Genomic DNA, 21,590 nt, shown 5'->3' with positions numbered 1-21,590 from the left:
ATGCTCAAACCGGCGCTGCTGATTGTCGTTTGCCTGATCCTGTTCGGGCTATCGATCCGCTTGTTGCTCCGTGGATTACGTCAGACCGGGACCGAACGCGTGCTCGGCCGTCTGACCCAAGGGCAACCGCAAATCGTGGTCGAGAAAACGTCCTGGGCCGGACCGGAACGGGCGTTTCTGCGTGCCGGTCTCGGGCGTCCGACCGAACGGCTGGGGCGCTGGTTGCTGCTGTGGGCCCTCGGCATTTTGCTGGGCTTTGTCGTCGGTGGCTGGATCGGTGCACTGGTGTTTGTACTGGTGCCGCCGGTACTCCTGCGACTGTATGTGGGCGTGCGGTATCAACGTCGACTCAAGCGCATGATCGAGCAACTTCCGCCGTTGCTCGATCACACCGTGCGCAGCCTGAAATCCGGGCGCACCCTGGCCGATGCCCTGCTCGGCGCCATCGAGGCCGCCGACGACCCGCTGAAAAACGCGATGGGCCGGGTCCAGCGCAACGTGCAGTTGGGCGTCAGCCTGCCCGACGCCGCGTCGGACTTCGCCGAGCTGTATGAGAAAGATGAACTGCGCCTGCTGGCCCTGGGTTTGAAGGTCAATCACCGCTACGGCGGCAATGCCAGTGAACTGCTGGAGAACCTGATCAAGATGATCCGCGAGCGCGAGCAGGCCGCCCGCCAGCTCAGCGCCATGACCGGTGAAACCCGGGTGACCGCGTGGGTGCTGGGCTGTTTGCCGCTGGGCCTGGCCGGTTATTTTCTGGTCGCCAACCCTGCCTATTTACTCGCCATGTGGAATGACCACTCGGGACAAATCATGCTCGCGACTGCGTTTGGTTTGCAGGCCGTGGGCAGTCTGGCGCTTTGGCGCATGTTGCGCAGCGTATGAAAATACCTCTGCTGATTAGCGCGCTGCTGTTTCTGGGGGCCACGCTGTTGCTGCTCAGCAGTCTGCTGGACCAGCGCCGACGGGCGCGCCAAGTAGCCCAGCGGCTGGACGGCAAGCCGCTCGGCCACAGCCAGTTGGGGCTCTGGTTGCAGGCGTTGGGCAATAGCCGGATCGGTCAGCGCTCGGTCAATCTGGACAACGAAACCCAGGCACTGCTCAACCGCCTCGGCTGGCGCAGCACCCGCCGGCGCTCACTGTTCGCCGCGTGCCAGGTGGGCGTGCCGGTGTTGGCACTGGCCATGAGTCTACTGATTCAGGGGGTTTTCTATCCTGATGCGCAGAACCACTGGATGGCCCCGCTGTTTGCCACGGCCATCGGGTATTTGCTGCCCAAGCGCTTACTTGCCGCTGCCGCACAGCGTCGACAAAAACAACTGGCGTCCGAGATCTCCACCTTCATCCCGCTGCTGCGCATCCTGTTCGAATCGGGGATGGCGGTGGAGCAGTCGTTGCGTGTCCTGAGCACCGATGGAAAACAACTCATGCCGGCGCTGACCCATGAACTGCGCCTGGTGCTGGCCCGTGTCGACTCCGGCCTGGAACTGGGCGAGGAATTGCACAAGGTCAGCCGTTTGCTGGCGGTTGATGAATTCACCGACACCTGCGTGATCCTTGAGCAGTTGATCCACCAGGGCGGCGGCGCGATGAAATCCCTGCTGACGCTCAAGCAATTATTCGATGACCGGCGCCTGACGCGCCTGCAGGAATACATCTCCAAGATGTCCGCCAAAATGTCCGTCGTGATGATGCTGTTTCTCTTCCCGGCGTTATTGATCGTGCTGGCCGGCCCGGGCTTCACTGCCCTGGCCCGGGCCATTGGTTCGTAGAGGGATCCTGATGAAAGCAATGATTGCCGGTTTGAGTTTGCTGTTATTGGGCGGTTGCGCCACCGACGGCCAGGCACCGTGGAACGCCCTGACCAGCAGCGCCAGTTGCAGCAAATTGAGTGGCGATGAACAGCTGAAATTGAACCTGGCCGATGACATGGCCAACGACGGCAAACTGCACGCCAGCCTCGCCAATTTGCAAAGCCTGCCGGAAAACGTGGCCGACGTGCGCCTGCGCCGGGCCAAGGTCTACCGCCTGCTGGGCCGCAGCGAAGCCGAGCCGTTATACCGCGGCCTGCTCGGCACCTGCATGGCCGCCGAAGCCGAACACGGCCTGGGCCAACTCGCCGCCGCCAAGGGCGATAACGGCCTGGCCCAGGCCCACCTGCTGCGCGCCGCACGGCTGGCGCCCACCGACGACAAAATTCGCAACGACCTCGGCGTGGTGTACCTCAATCAACTGCGCGTCGACGATGCCCGCTTCGAATTCCTCACCGCCATGGAGCTCAAACAAGGCGATCAACTGGCTGCGTTGAATATGGTGACGCTGCTGATCTACCAGGACGACTGGAGCCGCGCCGCCGAACTCGTCAGCCGCCTCGGCCTCAGCCCCGCCCAAGTCACCGCAGCCCAGGAACGCGCACAAAAACTCAAGACCCCGGGCAAGACAGGCCCGATTCCTGCGAACCAGGTCGCCGTCGTCACGACGCCGAGCCTTCAATAAGGAGTCCTTTGCGATGAAACCAATCGTCCTCTGCTGCCTCGGCCTGCTGGTCCTGCCCCTCACCGCCCATGCGCTCGACGGCCCATCCTCGCCACAACAAGCGGAAACCGAAGGCTGGCTGCAGCTGCAAAGCAGCAACAAGGCTGCTTCGCAGAAACCACAGACCTCGACGGCGACTGAACGGGAACTGAGCATGCAGCGCTGGTTGAAGAGTTATGAGCATGAGATCCCGCAGTTTTTTGATCAGGATCAGGGAGGGACGGTGAGCAGTGGCTCGGGGGGGTAGGTTTTGATTTTTTTGTGTCTGAGCTGCCGTCTTCGCGAGCAGGTCGAATCGTCGCACCGTCGCTCCCACATTTCGAGTGAGATCAGTCTGAAAATTTTGCGCTGGTCCTACAGCCGGGACGGTTTTTGAGGGGGATTCCGACAGGTTGTGTCGGTTGTTGGGTCAGACGGGAAATGGGTAGGCTTTGGGTGTCGCTGCAAATTCAGCGACCGGGCGTCGCAGTCCGTCTTAGCTTACTTGGTGCATAATCACCGTCCTCAATCGACTCTCCTTCATAGATTGTCGATTGGTTTTATGGTGGCTGTGCGCGGGATACCTTCGGGTATGCCGGGTTTACCAAGTAGCTCGGTCTGCGACCCCGCGTACAGCTGCCTCCTTCAAATCGCGTCGCAGCGATCAGTGGCAGCTCCACAATTTACTTGGAGTCTCACCATGTTCAAAGAAACACCAAATCCCCCGGAAACCGACGACGTTTCCCCCTACGAATCCGTCGATTCCAAAAAATTCCACGACGCCGCCGAACGCGCGCTGAATCACTACCTCAACCCCGCGGCCCTTAAATCACCACCCACCCGCAAACCCAGCACCATGTTCATGCTTGCACCGGACCTCAAAGACGAAGACCTGCTGGCCCACACCTGTGAATCCCTGGCCCAGGCCAGCGTTATGGCCGGCGATTTCGCCGCTCACCTGGAAGGCCCGCATCGCAATACGGCAATGGCCATCCAGCAAATCGTCATGCTCGCCGAACTGGCCGCGAACCGGATGATGGACAACCTCGAAATACCCAAGTCCATGCCGCACCGCTAATCCCCAGCAACCCCCAATCTCCTGTGGGAGCGAGCCTGCTCGCGAAAGCGGTAGGTCAGACAACATTGATGTTGAATGTTAAATCGCCTTCGTCGGAACGCCGCCCGGAGCCGGCTCGCTCCCACAATTGGATTGGGTACATCTGATGGGGATTGGTTAGCTGTGAGGCAGTCTTCGCGAGCAAGCCCGCTCCCACATTTTGAGTTGAGTACATCTGATGGAGATTGGTCGGCTGTCAGGCCGCCATCGCTGGCAAGCCAGGCTCCTACAATTGATCGGCGTACAGCCCTTGCTCCTCACCACTCAACAGGCCGAGCGTTAGCTCGCCTGCCGCTTTTGATCTGCCCGCCCCTTCGGGAGGCTGAGTGGAGGTGTGCATCCGGGGAGTGGCGCGCAGCGCCGTTCGACGCAGTCGAACACGCTGCATGTAGGTCGTAGCGAAGCAGACCGGAGGGCAGTGTCCCCGGATGGATACCGGAGCGAAGGAACGCCGAGCCTAAGCGAGGGGCCGGACGCTCGGGGCGAGACCTTTGGTTACTTTGGGGCGTTTGCCAAAGTGACACGCCGTAAGGGCGGAACCATTAGTGGCCGTTACCGCAGGAATGGATATGTACACCGAGGAAGAGAATGGTCGTCTGTCAGGACGCCATCGCGAGCAGGCTCGCTCCCACAGTTTGATCTGAGTACATCTGATAGAGATTGGTCGCCTGTCAGGACGCCATCGCAGGCAAGCCAGCTCCCACAGTTTAATCCGGGTACATCTGGGAGAAATTGGTCGGATGTGAGGACGCCATCGCGAGCAGGCTCGCTCCCACAGGTCAAACAGTGTGCAGCGGAGGAAAATCAGTGAGCCGTAACCCGCTGGCGCATCCCGGAACTGCTGGGCGACAACGCCAACGCCAACTGCGTCCGGTTATGCATATGCGTCAAACGCAACACCTGCGATACATACAGCTTCACCGTGTTCTCGGTAATCCCAAGCTCACAGGCAATCTGATAATTGGTCTGCCCCTTGCCCACCAACCGCGCCACATCCAACTGACGAGGCGACAACTGATTGAAAATCGCCGGCATCTCCACCCGATCCACATCACTGACCTCAGCATCGCCAACATCCGCCTGAGGCCCACGTCGAACCTTATCCAGATCCTGATACAAATCATCGATCGACTCGGAAAGGTACTGCAACTTCTGATTCAAATGCCCCAGTTGCAGATTTTTCTGCCGCTCATGCAACGCCACTTCCTGACGCTGAACCCCTTCCAGCAACTCACCCAGATCGACCGGCTTCTGATAGTAATCAGCAAACCCGGCCCGCAGCGCCTTGATCACATCCTGCTTGTCCGCGCGCCCCGTCAGCATGATCGCCTCAAACGCCCGGTGCTTGCCGGACAACCGCTGCAACGCCTGAACCAGCTCAATCCCGTCCAGCCCAGGCATCTGCAAATCACACAGCACCAGACCGATATCCAGATCCTCCTCAAAACGCTCGATCGCCTGCTGGCCAGACCCACACGGAATACAGCCATAGCCCTTGCTCTCGAGGAATTCGCACAGCTCCTCCACGATCAAAGGCTGATCATCGACCACCAGGATTTTTATCGCAGACGTAAACTTATTCACGCGCCACTCCATGCTCAGGCCAACGCTGACCGCTCCTGTACCGACAGCCCGAGGCTGTACAACCAGTGATTTGAAAGTAGACGCACTTTTTGACTCTGTACATAGAGCGGGCGACTAGTGAATCCAGGCGAACGTGAACAACAACCCCACCAGCACAAAGGGCGCAAATGGCTGCTTCCTTGACACTCCCGGCTCCAGGTAGCGAAGACGAGCCCTAAGCCCTTGACCCAAATGAAGCCAGACTCTTGGCGCCACCAGCAGCCATAAAATGCTCGCCAGCGCGGCGCCGATAAAGCTGCCCAGCAGGTGCATACCGTCCGTCGCAAGCCCCAGGGCGCCCATCAGTTTTACATCGCCTGCGCCCATGCGACGCAGCGCATAACCGGGCAAGGTGAAGGCCAGCGCCAGCAACAACGCCCAACCGCCCTGCGCGGCCTCGGCGCCCAGCCAGGTGGTGTCGGTCCACAGCAGCCAAGTCAGCGCCAACGCACCTGCGCCGAGGGTCAGGCTGTTGGCGATGTGCTTTTCCCGAGCATCCTGTGCCGCGCAAAGCGCCAGCCAGATCAATAAAACAAGGCTTTGCATTCGGTAAAAAACATCCGTTATGGCTGAATGATTCTATGCTGATATCACGCTGTGTCAGTCAGGGTAGACGCACTCATGAAATCAAGCCTCCCCCGCAAGCAAAAAGGCGCCGTTGCGATTGAGTTCGCCCTGGTGTTCGTGCTCTTTTTCGCCGTGTTCTATGGAATCGTGAGCTACAGCTTGCCGCTGTTGCTGATGCAGTCGTTCAATCAGTCGACTGCTGAAGCGGTGCGCCGCAGCGTGGCGGTGGACCCCAGCGCACCCGGTTACGCAACCGTGGTGCAAGCGACTGCTGCAGCCGAACTGACCCGGCAGCTGGCCTGGATTCCTGCCGCACTGAACTTCAATGCCGCCACCGATTCCACCATCTCCTTTGTCGGCGGAGTGCTGAAGGTGCAAATCAATTACCCCACCACCAAGCTCAACCAGGTGGTGCCGTTTCTGGTGCTGCCGGGGATCGGCTCGGTGCCCAATCTGCCGGCTACCCTCAGCGCCAGTTCGAGTCTGCAATTTTGAGTTCCGGCGACAAACTGTTCGGCCGTCTGCTGAACCGCCATCCACCACAACCTGTGGCCATGCCCGACACCCTGTGCGTGCAGAGTGTCGGCTTGCAGTTGTACCTGGATGCCGAAGGCCGGGTGATTCATCAGACCGGACCGCTGCGGCATATGCTGGCCCAACAGATTCCAGCCGCGCAGTCTCCGCTGCTGGTGGATTACCTCATGCCTCACAGCAGCCTCGCGGTCGAAGGCGTGCCCGCCGACTGGCAGGGACAGACCCTGGACCTGGACTTCTACACCGTCAGCGGCCAACCGCTGCACCTGCGCGGCTGGGTCCAACCGGTGGAAAAAAACTGGTTGTTGCAGTTGCTCGACATCGGCGACGTGTTGCTCGAGCGCCGACAATCGCGCAGCCGCGAACACAATCAGTTACTCGCGGCGAAGATCAGCGAACAGCTGCGCCTGTGCAGCCTGGCGCGCCTTCCCGATGTGTTGCTGGATCAGCTGCAGGTGCTGGCGCAACGTTTTCACATCCCGTGCATCGCGGTGGCGTTGCTCGATGAGCAGGCACAGGGCTGGCAAATTCATCAGCACTACGCCGCCCTCGATGCGCCGAAGCTGTGGCAAAACGCTCAGCGCCTGGGCACCGGGCTCGACAGTTTGAACGGCTCGGCCGCACAACACCTGACGCCCGCCGCACACCCGCGCCTGCAAGACATCTTCGGGCATGCCGACGGCTTGGCGGTGCCCTATTACGATGCCCACGGCGTGGTTGCCTGGTTACTCTGCGGTGTCTATACGGCGCAGCAACGTGCCCCGGACCTCAACGACAGCGACTGGTTGCAACTCTGCGCTTCGCTGGCCAGCCCGCTGCTGGAACGCCTGCGCGAGCATCGTCATCAATTGCAACTGGAGCGGCTGGAGTCGCTGCAAGGATTGCTCGGCACCGGTTGGTGGGAAGTGTTCAGCGACAGCGCCGAGGTGCAATTGGCGCCGTCGCTCGCCAGTGTGCTGAACCTGACGAGCACGCAATTACCGCTGAGCGAATGGCTCGACCACATCCACCCCGCCGACCGCGAAGAACTGCGCAGTCGCCTGCAGGATTTGCAGGACGCCGGCACCCCGTTGTTGCTGTGTGTACGCCTGCACCGACCCGAATCAACACAAACGCCGATCTGGTATCGCCTGCAAGGCCAGGCCCTGGGCGCCGGCAAACAGCGGCGTTTGGTCGGTTTCATGCTCGACATCAGCGACATCAAGAACCAGGAACAGAACGCCGCCACCGCCCATGCGCGGCTGGACAATCTGATCGCCAGCTCACCCGCGGTGATCTACGTGCAGCGCTACGTCGAAGGCGCGCTGCAACCGACCTTTTTCAGCGACAGCCTGTTGCCACTGCTCGGGCTGACCCTCGCCGATTGCAGCGCCGGGGCCTTGATCGAACGTATTCACCCGCTGGACCGCGATCAGTATTTCGAGCGCACCCGGCAGTTGCTGCGCGAAGGCTCGGTGCGTGCCCGTTACCGACTGCGCGACCATCGCGGCGATTACCACTGGCTGCTCGACGAGGCCAAGCTGCTGCGCGACGACCTCGGCCTGCCGGTGGAAGCCGTCGGCTTGTGGCTGGACGTCACCGAAGCGACCCTGGCCGCCGAACAGGTAAAACAGAGTGAAGAGCGCTACCGGATTCTGGTGGAGGATTCGCCAGCGATGATTTGCCGGTATCGCCCGGACCTGACGCTGACCTTCGGCAATCGGCCGTTGGCGACCTATCTGGAATGCCAGCCCGACCAATTGCCCGGGGTGAATCTGGGCCAATGGATGTCGGACGAACAGCGCGAGGCGTTCGTGCAGCGGCTCAGTCAACTGAGCCCGGAATTCCCGGTGAGCACCGCGGAAATCAACCTGCAACTGCCCGGCCGGGAGCACGCGTGGTGGGTCTGGTCGGATCGCGGGGTGTTCGATGACCAAGGGCACCTGCTGGAAATTCAGGCGGTCGGCCGCGATAACACCGAAGTCCGGCGCTCGCAGCAGCAGCTCACGCAGAGCGCGAAAATGGCCACCCTCGGCGAAATGGCCACCGGCCTGGCCCACGAAATCAATCAGCCGCTGAACGTGATGCGCATGGCCATCGTCAATGTACTCAAGCGCCTGAGCACGGGCGAAGTGCAGATCGACTACCTGACCGACAAGCTCAACCGCATCGATTCACAGGTCCAGCGCGCCGCGCGGGTGGTGGATCACATGCGGGTGTTTGGTCGCCGTTCGGAGATCGAACAGCATCCGTTCAACCCGGCACAGGCCATCGAGGGCACGCTGTCGCTGCTGGGCGAAGGCATGCGCGGCAAAGGCGTTGAACTTCGCGTCAGCGAGACCGGTTTTGACGTGCAGGTGCGCGGCTACGTCGATCAGCTGGAGCAAGTGTTGATCAACCTGATGGTCAACGCCCGGGATGCGCTGCTGAGCAAACGCGAGGCCGACCGCGAGTTCAAGCCGTGGATTTCGGTGTACGCCGAACGGGACAAGCAGTCGGTGCGACTGTGGGTCGAGGACAATGGCGGCGGCATTGATCCGCGGTTGATGGAGAAAATTTTCGAACCGTTCTTCACCACCAAACCGGTCGGCATCGGCACGGGGTTGGGGTTGTCGGTGAGCTACGGCATCGTCGAGAACATGGGCGGACGCCTGAGCGTTCGCAACTCGGTGGAGGGTGCACGGTTTTGCATCGAGCTGCCGGTTGCATTGGATGATCAGAGCAGCAGTGATGCACGACCGGAGTGACAGCTGAGGTTGGCGCCGACCTGAATTTTCCCGACCTCGATCCCTAGGGTTTTCAGGACGGTGTTGAGCAGGTTGTCCAGTAGCGGGCTGAGGATCGAGTTCAGCGTTGTCGTCAACAACGAAAACACGCCGGTGAGCAGCGAGTTCAGCAGGTCGAACACAACCTGTAACAGGAAGCCGGGACTGAATGACGGCGTGTGGACAATCAATGGCAAGGGATTGATCGCTTGCGACAAACCGGAGATCGCATTGGTGGCGGTCAAGGTGTAAGGCGGATTGGAGGGGGCCAGCCCGACTTTCGGCGGGTTGATGAACGTGGTTGATGCGCTGGTCGGTACGACGGGGCTGTCGATCCTGAGTTCAGCACCACCGCCGGAAAAGGGCACGCCGGCGTGCCGGATATCGAGCAAGGTGAAGGGCGTGACGCTCAGAGGTGCCGTTGAGGAGGCCCAATCCGAATTGACCCGCCCGACCCGTAACTCAGCCACCGTGGTGGTGGTGAAGGCGGTCAGGCTTTTATTGGTCTCGCTGGCGCAGGTGTAGTCGGTGACGTAACTGCTGCCGCCACCGGCTTCAAGACTGATGTCCAGATTGGGATTGGGCAATACGCGCAGATCGAGTCCTAGCGGCGCGACGACAACGGACAGGATGCCCGGCACTACACTGGCCAGGCTGGTGACCAACGACAAATCCAGGCTCACCAATACCCGGACCTGCCCAGTGCGCACATAGATTCGATTGGCCCCCAAAGGCGCCAGTTTTGCCAAGGCCGGGTTACCGACCACCGACAACTGCGGCGGCTCGATCACTTTGATATTTGCCGTGGCCCCGAGGCCGAGCCCCAGCAAACTCACTGGAAGCGTGCCAGTCACCGCACTCTTGCTGTTGCCCAGTTCGATAAACGCCTGTACCAGTTGAAAGGCATTCACGTTGGCGTTCAGACCGGACGCGGTACTGCCCGTTTGCAACTGCAAGATGTCACCCAAATGCACTTTGAGCGGGTTGACGACGGTGTTGGCCAGCCCATTCAGACCAGTCTGTACGTCCGCCGTCGCGCCGTTGGCCTGGGCTACCGTCGCGGCGGCTCGCAGCAATTGGCCCACAGTGGCGTCGGCACCGAGCAGTTGCGTGTAGTCACCGGCGGTGACCTGCAGATCGATAGCGAGTTGATCCATGAACTTGAGCAGGTTGATGTTGGCGGCGACCAAACCGTTCCAGCTTGCGACTGTCAGGTTGATAGGCGCACCGCTCAAGCCGGACATAATGCCGTTCAACAAATTAACGTCCGCCAGGGTGCTGCGAATACTCAGTTGGGCCACCGGCGGCCCCGCAACACCCGCGACGGCCGTGGCGCTCAGGTTAATGGTCGAGTTGGCAGGGGCGCCGCCGAACATCGCACCGAGACCACCGACCAGACTTTGCGGCACCACATGGCTGGCGATTACCTGGATTGCTTCGCTTTTGCTCGCGTCAGCCGCGAACACCCGAATATTGCCGGCGCTCACGTTCACCACGCCACAGGCAACGGCCAGGGCGCGCCCGGCGCTGGGGATGGCGAAACCATTGCGTTGGGCGCTGGCGGTGGCGTAGGTGACGGCGGATGTGCCGGCCAAACAGTCACCGCCCCGTGTGGCGGCTTCGAGCGCGGCCATGTCGGCGACCCGTTGCAGGTTGCGTTTTTCCAGGTAGAGCCGACCGCTGTCGATCACCACCAGCAAGAACACCAGCGCCATCGCCAAGGTCAGCGCGGCCATCAAACCAATCGCCCCCCGTTGCCGGGCCGGTCCACGAAACTGCAAGCGGGGAGACATCGCGCACTCCTTTGCCGGTGCACCGCCGGGGGCTTTCTCCGATCGTGAAGAGCAGTGTAGACAAGGCTTGGACAGACTGCTGGCAACTCGCCAGCAAAAACACCACAAATCAAAATGTGGGAGCGGGCTTGCTCGCGAAGAGGCCATTACATCCAGCATATTTGTTGGATGTTAGTCCGCCTTCGCGAGCAAGCCCGCTCCCACATTGGATCGGTGGTGTTAGTGAGTCAGCTTCGGTGGGTAGTTGGCGAGGATGCGCGTCACGGTTTCGTGGATCGCATTGCTGCGATCCGACGGGTTCGGCGAGCCGCTGAGCAGTTGCTCGTCGCTGCCGCGCCACACCAGTTTGCCGTCCTTGCCGTCGAGCAGGTCGATCTGGATGGTCGCCACTTTGTAGGTGACGTTGCGGGTTTCGTTGTACATCGGCGCGCCCCAGTAACCGTTCCAGGGGTTGCCATAACCGCCGCCATAGCTGGTGGTGACTTGTTGCTGGCGCTCTTCGACGATCAGATAAGTCTGTACGTTCAAATCGCCCCGGGTGCCGCTGGCGGCTGGACGCAAGCCACGCTGATCAAGCTGATCGGTCACCGATTCGCGGATGCGTTGTTCAGTCAGGTCACTCTTGATCCGCGGATCATCCGGGCGGTATTGCAGGGCGGGTTCTTTCCAGCTCCAGCTGCGGTAGGCGGCAAAATCGCGGCTGGCGTCAAAGTCATGATTGACCTGGTTGGCGGCGCAGGCGCTGAGCAGCGCGGCCACGGCCAGTACAGCGAGACGGCGGAACATGATGTTTCTCCGGTTATAGGCAAAACCAGCGCAATGCTTCTTATCCACAGAAGCTAACTGGGAGGATACGCCGACATTGCCTTTTCTACAGCCTTTCGCAGGGCATCGGCTTGTTCGCTCTGGCTGCCGCTTTGGCCGGTTTCAGCGCTGCCGCTCCACACGGGCTGACCGGTGCCGGCGTCGTACAGATCCACTTGCACCACCAGGACTTGCTCCTGATACGTGCGCACGATCGGCACGCTGCCGTACATGCCGTAGCCGTTGCCATAGTGGTTGTAACCGCCATAGCCCGCGCCGTAGTAACCATAGTCGTCGCGGTCCTGGCGCCAGCGGGTTTCCTGGTGCAGGTTGGCACTGACAAACAGGTCGGCCGGACGGTTATCGTGCAGCGGACGCAAGCCGCGCTGATCGAGGGCATTGCTGACCACTTCGGCCACCTGCGCCGGGTCTGCCCAAGTGGTGCCCGGCGGCAGGTGGCCGTCGAGCCACGCCCAGCTGCGGTAACGCCCGTAGTCATGCGGTGGCGCCGGGTAGGCGCTGCGATCGAAAACCTTGTCCGCGCCGGGCGGCGCCGGCGGAATCGGGTTGGACGATGCCACATACGGGTTGCTGCCCTGACAGGCCGCCAGCCCGAGACAGATCACCAGTAACCCTGAACGACTTTTCATTTCGACCTCCGATCAGACCGGCCGACAGATCCAGTGCAAATAACGCCCGAGCCCGGCAAAGCTCGGGTGACGACGGTGGGCCAGCTCCATTTCGAGCAGGTCCACCAGCTCGGCGCGGGCCTGGAATTCCACCGGCATGTAGTCATGAAAAACCCGCACTCCACTCTGGGTTTCGACCTGCCACAGGCCTTCAAGTTGCGCCGCCAATTCACGCGGGTCGAGCGGTTGTTGCGGGGTCAGGCTCTGCTTTTCGCCGGCCATGTCGTTCTTGCGCATCTTGCGAAAGTGGCCCTTGAGCAGGTTGCGGTAAATCAACGCATCGCGGTTGTAGAAGGCCAGGGACAACCAGCCGTCTTGCTTCGTCAATTGATGCAATACCGGCAAGATCGCGTGGGGTTCGGCGAGCCATTCCAGCACGGCATGGCACAGCACCAGGTCGTAGGGTTCGGTGAGTTGACCGAGCAGTTCCTGCCACGGTGCCTGAATGAAAGTCGCGCTCTGCCCGGCCTCGGCGAACCGTTGGCGGGCGCCTTCGAGCATCGGCTCGGCGGGCTCGGCCAGGGTGACGTCATGACCACGTTGTGCCAGCCACAACGACATGTGGCCCAGACCGGCGCCGATGTCGAGCACCCGCAGCGGCCGGTCCGGCAGGGTTTCGGCCAGGTCGGCCTGAAGCACCGCCAGGCGGATCGCGCCTTTGGCACCACCGTAGATTTTTTCGGCGAAGCGAGTCGCCAGTTGATCGAAATGACGATCACTCATCAGCTGAACCTCTTTTCGCTGTCCGCGAGTTTGCTGCGCACGACTTCATTCATGTCCAGCCCCAACTCGCTACACAGCAGCAATAAATAGAGCACGATGTCGCCGACTTCCTGCCCGGCGTGAGCGAGCTTGTCGGCCGGCAACTGACGCGACTGGTCTTCGGTCAGCCACTGGAAAATCTCCACCAGCTCGGACATTTCCACGCTGGCGGCCATGGCCAGGTTTTTCGGGCTGTGGAATTGGCGCCAGTCGTTGCGGTCACGGATGGCGTGCAGGCGTTCGGTCAGTTCAACAAGGTTCATCGGGCTCTCCTGAAGGCGTATAGCTTCGGGGGGATGGCCGGGGATGGCAAGGGCGCTTTTCCCACAGGTGCAATGCAACCCTCTATGCTTGTGGGGAACTCGCCACCGCGATCAATGGCCCAAGGCTCAATCACTTTCATCAGGACGTTAACAACATGCAGGTAGAAGGTTTTTTCGAATGGCTCGGCCAGGCGCTCGGTTCGGTCATCCGCTTTATCGTTGACGCCCTCAGTGGCTTGTTCAACCTGTTGAGCCACGCCGGCAGCAACTTTGTCGACGGGTTGTCCCGGACACTGGGGATGGACACTTCGATCATCAGCATCATTGCGCTGATCCTGGGGTTGATGCTGTTGTGGTCGGCGATTCGGGCGTTCATGAATGCGTCGGTCATCATGGGGATTATCTGGCTGTTGCTGGGGCTGTGGCTGCTGAGTTGGATCATCCACTGACACCCAAAAACCCCTGTAGGAGCGAGCCTGCTCGCGAAAGCGGTGTGTCATTCAGCATTAATGTCGACTGACACTCCGCTTTCGCGAGCAGGCTCGCTCCCACACTCGCTATGCGCTCGCCTACCGCTACAATGCCGGCTTCGCCAAGGAGCCTGCATGTCCAACCTGATTGCCGACTGGCGTGACCGCCCGACCCATCGCCGGGTCTGGGCGCTGGCTGCGCCGATGATTCTGTCGAACATTTCCGTACCGCTGGTGGCGCTGGTCGACAGTACGGTCATCGGCCACCTGCCCCACGCCCATCAGTTGGGCGCCGTCGCGGTCGGGGCCAGTTTGTATACCTTCCTGGCCTGGGCCATGGGTTTTCTGCGCATGGGCTCCACCGGTTTCGCGGCGCAGGCTGCCGGACGCGGGGATGGCGCGGCGTTGCGGCAGATTTTGCTGCAAGGCCTGTTGCTGGCCATGGGCCTGGCGATTGTCCTGGGGGCTGCGGGCGTTCCCTTGAGCGGCGTCGCGCTGCACTTCATGCAACCGTCGGCGGAGCTGGATCACCTGACCCGCGAGTTTTTCCACACCCGGCTGTTCGGACTGCCAGCGGCACTGGCCAGTTATGCACTGGTCGGCTGGTTCCTCGGCACCCAGAACGCCCGGGCGCCGCTGGCGATTCTGCTGAGCACCAACCTGGTGAACATCGCGCTGAACCTGTGGTTCGTCCTCGGGCTGGAATGGGGCGTGGTCGGTGCAGCCCGCGCCTCAGTGATTGCCGAATGGACCGGTGCACTGATCGGCCTGCTGATGACGCGCAAAGCCTTGCGCGCCTACCCCGGTCACATCGTCTGGGCCGCGTTGGCGCTGTGGCAGAGTTGGCGGCCCTTGCTGGCGGTCAATCGCGACATCTTCATCCGTAGCCTGGCGCTGCAATCGGTGTTCTTCCTGATCACCGTGCAGGGCGCGCGACTCGGCGATGCCACTGTTGCCGCCAACGCGTTGCTGCTGAACGGCTTGTTGCTGACGGCCCACGCACTGGACGGTTTGGCGCATGCCGTGGAAGCCCTGTGCGGGCACGCCATTGGCGCCCGTGATCGAGAGGCGTTGCGCCGTTCTCTGGTGGTCGCCTGCGGCTGGTCATTGCTGGCAAGCCTGGGCTTTGCCGTGCTGTTTGCGTTCGCCGGGCATTTGTTTATCGAGATGCAGACCAACATCCAGAGCGTGCGCGACACCGCCTTCATTTACTTGCCCTACCTCGCCGCGCTGCCGCTGATTGCGGTGTGGAGTTACTTGCTCGACGGGCTGTTCATCGGCGCTACTCGCGCCCGGGAAATGCGCAACGGCATGCTGCTGACTGTGGTCCTGCTGCTGCCCTTCGCCTGGGCGCTGCAAGGTCTGGGCAACCATGGACTGTGGATCACCTTTTTACTGTTCATGGTGTTGCGCAGCCTGACCCTCGGCGCGATAGCCTGGCACTTGCGCACGAACGATGGCTGGTTCACCGGCAAGGTTCACTGAGTCGGCGTGGCGTTGACGAAGGCCGTGACCTCATCCAGCACAGGCGCCAAACCGCGCAGGGGCCGGGACAGCGTCGCTACCAGCGTGGCGTGACTGGTGCGGGCAAAGTAAAAGTCCTGAACCGGCACCCCGGCCTGGCGCAATTTCAGTGCCAGGCCTGCGGTGTTGCGGGTCGGATTGACGACATCATCATCGCGTGAAGCCATCAACAGCGCGGGTGGAGCGCCTCGACTGACGTGGTTGATCGGCTGGGATTGGGGGGGAGAATCTGGCCAGAAAAACACCGGGCGCACCTCCGGATTTTGTATGGGTAAAAAATCATAAGGCCCGGCCAGGCCAATCCACCCACTGAGGTCGTGCGGCGACATGCCCTGCGCGCCCAGCAACCTCGAATCCAGCGCCAGCATTGCAGCGTTGTAGGCCCCGGAGCTGTGTCCCATCAGGTACAGGCGCTGCGGGTTTGCGCCAAACTGGCGAATGTGTTCATGCGTCCAGACCACGGCTTTCGCCGCATCTTCGAGAAACAACGGATACCGCACCTGCGGATACAACCGATAGTCCGCCACGACCGTCACCATTCCCCGAGACGCCAGCGCCTCGCCGACAAAAGCGTAATCACTACGCGACCCGCTGTTCCAACTGCCGCCGTAGAAAAATACCACCACTGGCGTGTTTTCAATGGCGTGTCGCGGCACGTAAACATCGAGTTTCTGTCGCGGGTCATCGCCATAAGCAATGCCCTCGGTTTTGTCGAACGTACCGTCAGGGGTCAGGACATTAAGCATGTTCAATGGCGAGCACGCCGTTATCAGGGTCAGCAAAAGTGCGCCCACGACCAGTCCGAACCAAACGCGGATTTGACTCACCATCAATGGGTAACCTCGTGTTCAGGGCTGATCGTTCTGCCACAGGTTGCGCAGGCTATCGAGACGCTCCTGCTGGGTGAATCCCGACAACGGCTGCTCAGGCGAAGCGTCGGGGTACTGCAAGCGTAGCCATAACCAGCCATCGAGCACGGGCCGCTCGCTGAAGCCCAGCACCAGCCCTTCCATCAGATGGGACCATAGACGGGTGTAATCGCGACCGGTGGATTGGCTCCAGCGCCAGGCATGCTGCTCCAGCAGGCAGGTTTGCAAAGCGTCCCGCTGACGCGCACTGAGGTCTTCCTCGATGCCTAGCGGTTGGACGACAAGCCCCGGATTGAACAATTGCTGCCAGCCCTGACAACCGATGGCCCGATCAGCCCAGGTGCCACCGAACCAGCGCATCTGCCTGATCGGGCCGAGCCAGCGACTCAATTCCCGGGCATCGCACGCATCGAAAAAGTAACTGGCCGTGTGCGGGTTGTAGTAACTCAGCAAGGCGCGGTGATGCAGGCCAACGGTGACGGTGAGCATGCGGCGCAAATGCTCGAGCAATTGCGACGGCGATGCTTCACTGACCAGCCACAATCCATTCCAGAGATGGGGTTCGCACAGGCAACGTTCGGCCAATGCCGGGCAGTCCTTGAGGTCGACCAGCACCGGCCCGTGATCCCGTAACGACTGCCATTCGGTATCGTCAAACAGCCCGTACTGTCGGGCGTCGGCAAATTGTTCCTGCAGCGCCGCCCCGGCCCCGGGTTCGCCCGGCGCATCGAGCAACAGCCATTGTGAGGTTGGATCGGGAGCCAGGGTGGCAATCATGGTGCACCGCTCTGGCCAAGCTGCGTCGCTGCCCGGCACGCACAAAGGACGTGTGTGCAATGTACGAAACTGCCCCCGCCGGGCAGCAGACACAGCAACACCAACGGCTCGCTGGATTGCAGCAGGTGCAACAATCCGTCAACCGACACATCGTCGTCCGCAGCAGCAGCAGCAGCAGGTTGAGGATCGGCCGCTTGGGTGACTGGCGCACCGCAAAGAAATCCGGTGATCAGCGGTTGATCGGGATCGCCTTCGATAAAGCTCACCAGCACCTCAAGACCTTCTCTCAACGGCATGGTGTGGTCGCCGCTCAATTCAGGCGCCATCGACAACCAACAGTGGCTGGGGGCCGCGCCTTCGCCCTGATAGAGCCAATCAAATTGCACCGCGACGGGCCTGGTTGCATCGGGTTGAGGCTCATCGACCTCAACCACCCAAGCCCGTTGCAAGCTGTGCATCCGCGGACCAATGACCTTCGTCACACAGGGCAACTCTGCGCCGTCCTGAACCTGCCCGTCCCCCATGACCAGACAATGACCACGCCTGCGGTGCTCGAAGTGGTAGTGCAAGCGTTCCTGCGCGCATAGCCGCTGGAAAAATTGCAGGTCCGATTCCTGATACTGCGTGCAGAAATCCCGAGGCGGGTAATCGCCGGTCAACTCGAAACGCCGATCCTTGCCCGCAATGCCATGCTCCTTGAGCACTTGGGCGAGGATCTCCGGCACCGAACGGTTGCTGAAAATACGCTGGCTGAACCGCTGGGCCAGGCAAGCCAGTTTCGGCTTCAGGCGCACACGACAACGCCTGAGTGTGGCGCCCTGCCCGGTCTGGACAAGCTCATGCAACTGTCCGTGAAAACCGTTTCCCGGCGGACCGACATGCAAAAAGGCCGGCCGGTACAACAGGCTTGCCAGGTCGAGTGCCGGATCGCCGATCAGCAGATCCATGTTGAACTCAAAGGGTTCGCTGATCGCTTCACTGCCGGTAAGGGCCAAGACCGCAAAGGGATCGGGCAGACCCTCTACATCCAGACGAAATGACGGCTCGTTGGCTGGATCGAACATCGGCGATTCTCTACAGGAAGGGCGGCTGAGGATTCTCTCCGAGAGAGTTGGCCGAGTAGAGAGCTGAACGACAACTTAGGAAATGACCTACGCGAAAAGAGGACCACATCGCCGGGATAGACGAGGATGTGAGTCATTTCGCGGGAAAACAAAGACGCGTCGCACCAGGTCATCTGAAATTTCCGCAGCGTGCGGGACATTTTCAGACAACCTGATGGGAGCGGTGCCCTACCTTACGAAGACAGGTAAGACGAACGGGTCAGGCCCAGGCGCAGAGCGTCGAGGAACTGGGTGCGCTCGGCAGCGGTGATGCGGGCACTGGCGCACTTGTCGCGGTAGTGGGTCATCAACTCTTCCGGCGACAAGTGCACGTAACGCAGCATGTCTTCGATGGTGTCGTGGGTTTCGATACCAGCGTGGTACACGCTGCCATCGGCGTTCTGGTAGATGTTCACTGAGTCAGTGTCACCGAACAGGTTGTGCATGTCGCCGAGGATTTCCTGGTAAGCGCCGACCAGAAAGATACCCAGCAGGTAGTCTTCACCCTCGTTCAGCGCGTGCACCGGCAGGCTGGTTTCGATGCTCTGCTCGTCGACGTATTGCTTGATCTTGCCGTCGGAGTCGCAGGTCAGGTCTTGCAGCACGGCGCGGCGCAGCGGCTCTTCGTCGAGACGGTGCAGCGGCAGGATCGGCAACACCTGGCCGATGGCCCAGGTGTCCGGCAGGCTCTGGAACACCGAGAAGTTGCAGATGTACTTGTCGGCCAGCTTGTCGTTGAGCTCGTCCAGCACCTGACGGTGCGAACGCTGACGGGCTTTCAACGAGTTGTGCAGGCGACGGCACACGGCAAAGTAGCATTGTTCGGCCAGGGCTTTTTGCGCCAGGGTCAGCTTGCCATCGGCGTACTGGGTGGCCACGTCGCTCATGTAGTGCGTCGCGCGCCAGTAGGTTTCGGTGACCATTTCGATGTCGGTCGGGCCCAGCAGGTCAACCAGCCACTGCACTGTTTCCGGCAGTTCTTCCTTGTTGTCGATCTGCGGCACGTCGTCGTTGTGTTTCTCGACGTCGGTGACCTGCACCACCAGCATGGCGTGGTGAGCGGTCAGGGAGCGGCCGCTTTCAGAAAAGATGTTCGGGTGCGGCAGGTTCTGCGCGTCGCAGAATTCCTTGAGCATCCCGACCACGACACCGGCGTAATCGTCCATGTCGTAGTTGATCGAACTGGCGTTACGCGAATGCGTACCGTCGTAGTCCACGCCCAGGCCGCCACCGACGTCGATGTGATCCACCGGCAGGCCGAGGTTGCGCAGTTCGCCGTAGTAACGAATCGCTTCCTTGAAACCGTGCTGGTAGTCCGCCAGGTTGGCGATTTGCGAACCCATGTGGAAGTGCAGCAGGCGGATGCCCTGGTCCAGGCCAGCAGCGCGGAAACGCTCGACCACCGACAGCAACTGCGCCGCCGATAGACCGAATTTGGATTTCTCGCCGCCGGTGTCCGCCCACTTGGACGAAGCCAAGGACGACAGGCGTACGCGCAGTCCGACCTGAGGCTTGACCTTGAGCGACGCCGCTTCTTCGATCACCAGGCCGACTTCGGATTCTTTCTCGATCACGATAAAGACGTTGTGGCCCAGCTTCTGGCCCATCAGCGCCAGACGAATGAACTCGCGGTCCTTGTAACCGTTGCAAACGATGGTGCCGCCCTTCGGCGCCAGCGCCAGCACGGCCAGCAACTCAGGCTTGGAGCCGGCTTCCAGGCCGATGGAGACGTCCTGGGTGGCAATGATGTTTTCGATCACCGCTTCTTGCTGGTTCACCTTGATCGGGTACAGCGCGGTGTACTTGCTCTGGTATTCCAGACGCTCGATGTTCGCATCGAAGGCGCCGGTCAGCTGACGCACGCGGTCTTGCAGGATATCCGGGAAACGCACCAGCAATGGCAAGGACAAACCGCTTTTGCGCAGTTGGTCGACTTGCTCGAACAGATCAATAGGCGAACTGGTCGGACCGTTCGGACGAACTTCGACGCGACCGGCGTCATTGATCGCGAAATACCCGGCCCCCCAATGGCGAATCCCGTAAACACTGCGGCTGTCCGCAACTGTCCATTGGCTGCCATCGTCTTTGCGTGTGCGTCGTACGGACATTGAAGTCCCCTATAAAGAAGTCATAGAGCGTCGCCTGGGTTCAGGCCGGCGCAGTCTAAAGAATGAAAATGACGATTAGCCTGCATGCAAGGGCGATAGACCTCACATTCAGGTTTGAGTTTAGAAACCGGTCAGAACAGGCTCTGTGAAAACCATGTAGACGACGCCAGAACTGTTGTCAGGACTGGATCAAGCCGAGGGTGGTTTTCACAGAGGCTGCTAGCCGCCGGACTTCTTCGCTTTGAAACCGAGTTTGATCAGCTCGCCCAAGAGTAGCTCGACATGATCGCCCTGGATTTCAATGATCCCGTCTTTCAACGCTCCGCCTGTGCCACAACGCTTCTTCAACGTAGTGGCCAGTTCCTTGAGAGCGTCTTCGGCCAACGGCACGCCGGTGATGGTGGTCACCGTCTTGCCGCCACGGCCCTTGCTTTCGCGACGCACGCGAGCGATGCCGTCGCCGGCCGGGATAACGGTCTGTTTGCAGATACAGGCGTCCACCGGTTTACTGCAATCCGGGCAATGACGACCTGCGTCGGTGGAAAATACCAGGCCACCAAGGGCGGCGAAGGATGCGGCTTTTTTGGCCACCGGCAATCCTCTTGGGAGGACAAAGACTGGTCGCGGCGACTTGGGAAGCCGCCATCGACCGCGAAGCCCCACTCAGGCAGGGGCAGCGCTACTGAACCAGACATGCCGGTTCAGCTTGAAAAGGTCGCGCAGTGTAACGGCAAAAAGCCGACTTGCTAAGAGCCAATCGGCGCCAATTTACAGCTCTTTTGCGACGCCATCCCGTTGCGCACGCAGATAGCGCTTCAATGCCGCCAGAGAGTCCGGGCAATAAGGCTTTTGCTGGATTTCCAGCATGACCTGATCGATGGGCATAAAGCGTGCTTCAAGCACCTCTTCGGGCTGCAGAATCAATGGTCCGTCCCAGACCGCCGAAAACGCCGAACACCAGAGCCGGTTGTCGGTGTCTTCAAAGAAGAAGTGATCGTGGGCGGTGAGTTGCACGCCGCTCACGCCCAGCTCTTCCTCCAGTTCGCGGGCGGCTGACTCGGCGTAGGTTTCACTGGCGAGCACCATGCCCCCCGCCGCCACGTCCCAGTACCCCGGATAAATGGCTTTGCTCAGGGTTCGGCGATGCACGCAGAGTTCACCGGCCGAATTAAACAGCATGATGTAGGTGCCGCGCCCGATCAGCCCGCGCTCGCGCAAGTCGGAACGGACCAGGGCGCCGAGCAGGTTGTCCTGCTCGTCGACCCAGGCGATCTGTTCGGCATCCGAGGCCGCTCGATGGGCGGCTTCTTTGGCGTTATCAACCATGAC

At 60.9% G+C, this 21,590-nt stretch carries 22 protein-coding genes; 9 read left to right on the top strand and 13 right to left on the bottom strand.

Translation table 11 applies throughout. The annotated features are described in order from the left end of the window. The 5 genes from BK660_RS27555 to BK660_RS27535 all read left to right on the top strand — a co-directional run bounded on the left by BK660_RS27555 (position 1) and on the right by BK660_RS27535 (position 3,592). On the top strand, positions 1-885 hold the full coding sequence (locus BK660_RS27555) for a type II secretion system F family protein (protein ID WP_123435993.1): 885 nt from the start codon (positions 1-3) through the stop codon (positions 883-885). After that, a complete protein-coding gene (locus tag BK660_RS27550) occupies positions 882-1,772 on the top strand; it encodes a type II secretion system F family protein (RefSeq protein ID WP_123435992.1) in 891 nt (296 codons plus the stop codon). Before BK660_RS27555 ends, BK660_RS27550 begins: the two co-directional genes overlap by 4 nt. Positions 1,773-1,782: 10 nt before the next feature. Continuing rightward, positions 1,783-2,496 (top strand): tetratricopeptide repeat protein, encoded by a 714-nt coding sequence (locus BK660_RS27545; RefSeq protein ID WP_123435991.1) that lies wholly within the window; start codon positions 1,783-1,785, stop codon positions 2,494-2,496. A 13-nt stretch (positions 2,497-2,509) separates the two neighbouring features. After that, complete coding sequence (locus BK660_RS27540; protein ID WP_123435990.1) at positions 2,510-2,782, top strand: DUF3613 domain-containing protein; 273 nt, start codon at positions 2,510-2,512, stop codon at positions 2,780-2,782. Positions 2,783-3,214: 432 nt separating this feature from the next. Then, positions 3,215-3,592 (top strand): DUF6124 family protein, encoded by a 378-nt coding sequence (locus tag BK660_RS27535; protein WP_123435989.1) that lies wholly within the window; start codon positions 3,215-3,217, stop codon positions 3,590-3,592. An 843-nt stretch (positions 3,593-4,435) separates the two neighbouring features. Here BK660_RS27535 and BK660_RS27525 read toward each other — a convergent pair. Beyond that, positions 4,436-5,215 (bottom strand): response regulator transcription factor, encoded by a 780-nt coding sequence (locus tag BK660_RS27525; RefSeq protein WP_123436032.1) that lies wholly within the window; start codon positions 5,213-5,215, stop codon positions 4,436-4,438. Positions 5,216-5,329: 114 nt separating this feature from the next. Then, complete coding sequence (locus tag BK660_RS27520) at positions 5,330-5,800, bottom strand: prepilin peptidase (RefSeq protein WP_123435987.1); 471 nt, start codon at positions 5,798-5,800, stop codon at positions 5,330-5,332. A 75-nt stretch (positions 5,801-5,875) separates the two neighbouring features. Between BK660_RS27520 and BK660_RS27515 the strand changes: the two genes are divergently transcribed. After that, positions 5,876-6,316 (top strand): TadE/TadG family type IV pilus assembly protein, encoded by a 441-nt coding sequence (locus tag BK660_RS27515; protein ID WP_123435986.1) that lies wholly within the window; start codon positions 5,876-5,878, stop codon positions 6,314-6,316. Continuing rightward, positions 6,313-9,081, top strand: a complete 2,769-nt coding sequence (locus BK660_RS27510) for a PAS domain-containing sensor histidine kinase (RefSeq protein WP_123435985.1) — start codon at positions 6,313-6,315, stop codon at positions 9,079-9,081. The genes BK660_RS27515 and BK660_RS27510 overlap by 4 nt, the downstream gene beginning before the upstream one ends. Here the strand turns inward: BK660_RS27510 and BK660_RS27505 are convergent. The 5 genes from BK660_RS27505 to BK660_RS27480 all read right to left on the bottom strand — a co-directional run bounded on the left by BK660_RS27505 (position 9,051) and on the right by BK660_RS27480 (position 13,410). Further along, entirely contained in the window at positions 9,051-10,892 is a 1,842-nt protein-coding gene (locus BK660_RS27505) for a pilus assembly protein TadG-related protein (protein ID WP_123435984.1), read from the bottom strand. The two genes, BK660_RS27510 and BK660_RS27505, sit on opposite strands and share 31 nt — an antisense overlap. Positions 10,893-11,111: 219 nt before the next feature. Beyond that, positions 11,112-11,678: a DUF4136 domain-containing protein gene (locus BK660_RS27495; RefSeq protein ID WP_123435982.1), complete on the bottom strand. Its 567-nt coding sequence runs from the start codon at positions 11,676-11,678 to the stop codon at positions 11,112-11,114. Positions 11,679-11,731: 53 nt separating this feature from the next. Beyond that, positions 11,732-12,346, bottom strand: a complete 615-nt coding sequence (locus BK660_RS27490) for a DUF4136 domain-containing protein (protein ID WP_123435981.1) — start codon at positions 12,344-12,346, stop codon at positions 11,732-11,734. 12 nt (positions 12,347-12,358) lie between these two features. Beyond that, complete coding sequence (locus BK660_RS27485) at positions 12,359-13,108, bottom strand: methyltransferase domain-containing protein (protein ID WP_123435980.1); 750 nt, start codon at positions 13,106-13,108, stop codon at positions 12,359-12,361. Further along, on the bottom strand, positions 13,108-13,410 hold the full coding sequence (locus tag BK660_RS27480) for a MazG-like family protein (RefSeq protein ID WP_007947666.1): 303 nt from the start codon (positions 13,408-13,410) through the stop codon (positions 13,108-13,110). The genes BK660_RS27485 and BK660_RS27480 overlap by 1 nt, the downstream gene beginning before the upstream one ends. 155 nt (positions 13,411-13,565) lie before the next feature. Here BK660_RS27480 and BK660_RS27475 point away from each other — a divergent pair, with 155 nt between their 5' ends. Next, positions 13,566-13,859, top strand: coding sequence for a hypothetical protein (locus BK660_RS27475; protein ID WP_123435979.1), 294 nt, complete (start codon positions 13,566-13,568; stop codon positions 13,857-13,859). 156 nt (positions 13,860-14,015) lie between these two features. Further along, positions 14,016-15,365 (top strand): MATE family efflux transporter, encoded by a 1,350-nt coding sequence (locus tag BK660_RS27470; protein ID WP_123435978.1) that lies wholly within the window; start codon positions 14,016-14,018, stop codon positions 15,363-15,365. On the opposite strand, the gene BK660_RS27465 is transcribed toward BK660_RS27470, so the two are convergent. From BK660_RS27465 to BK660_RS27440, 6 genes are all read right to left on the bottom strand, one after another. Then, the gene (locus BK660_RS27465; RefSeq protein WP_123435977.1) at positions 15,359-16,234 is read right to left on the bottom strand and encodes an alpha/beta hydrolase; all 876 of its coding nucleotides are present in this window, start codon (positions 16,232-16,234) and stop codon (positions 15,359-15,361) included. The genes BK660_RS27470 and BK660_RS27465 overlap by 7 nt on opposite strands. Positions 16,235-16,252: 18 nt before the next feature. Continuing rightward, positions 16,253-17,050, bottom strand: a complete 798-nt coding sequence (locus tag BK660_RS27460) for a DUF4123 domain-containing protein (protein WP_123435976.1) — start codon at positions 17,048-17,050, stop codon at positions 16,253-16,255. Further along, a complete protein-coding gene (locus BK660_RS27455) occupies positions 17,047-18,114 on the bottom strand; it encodes a contractile injection system protein, VgrG/Pvc8 family (protein ID WP_123435975.1) in 1,068 nt (355 codons plus the stop codon). The genes BK660_RS27460 and BK660_RS27455 overlap by 4 nt, the downstream gene beginning before the upstream one ends. A gap of 233 nt (positions 18,115-18,347) precedes the next feature. Continuing rightward, entirely contained in the window at positions 18,348-20,261 is a 1,914-nt protein-coding gene (gene speA / locus BK660_RS27450) for an arginine decarboxylase (protein WP_027921890.1), read from the bottom strand. Positions 20,262-20,480: 219 nt separating this feature from the next. Next, positions 20,481-20,852 carry a translation initiation factor Sui1 gene (locus tag BK660_RS27445; protein ID WP_027921891.1) on the bottom strand — a complete coding sequence of 124 codons (372 nt, stop codon included), beginning with the start codon at positions 20,850-20,852 and terminating at the stop codon, positions 20,481-20,483. Between the two features lie 177 nt (positions 20,853-21,029). Beyond that, a complete protein-coding gene (locus BK660_RS27440) occupies positions 21,030-21,587 on the bottom strand; it encodes an NUDIX hydrolase (RefSeq protein WP_123435974.1) in 558 nt (185 codons plus the stop codon). Positions 21,588-21,590 lie beyond the last annotated feature (3 nt).

The organism is Pseudomonas brassicacearum (assembly GCF_003732265.1).
Taxonomy (GTDB): Bacteria; Pseudomonadota; Gammaproteobacteria; order Pseudomonadales; family Pseudomonadaceae; genus Aquipseudomonas; species Aquipseudomonas brassicacearum_D.
The sequence above is the reverse complement of the archived record's forward strand: the minus strand, read 5'-3'. Positions and strand labels throughout refer to the sequence as shown.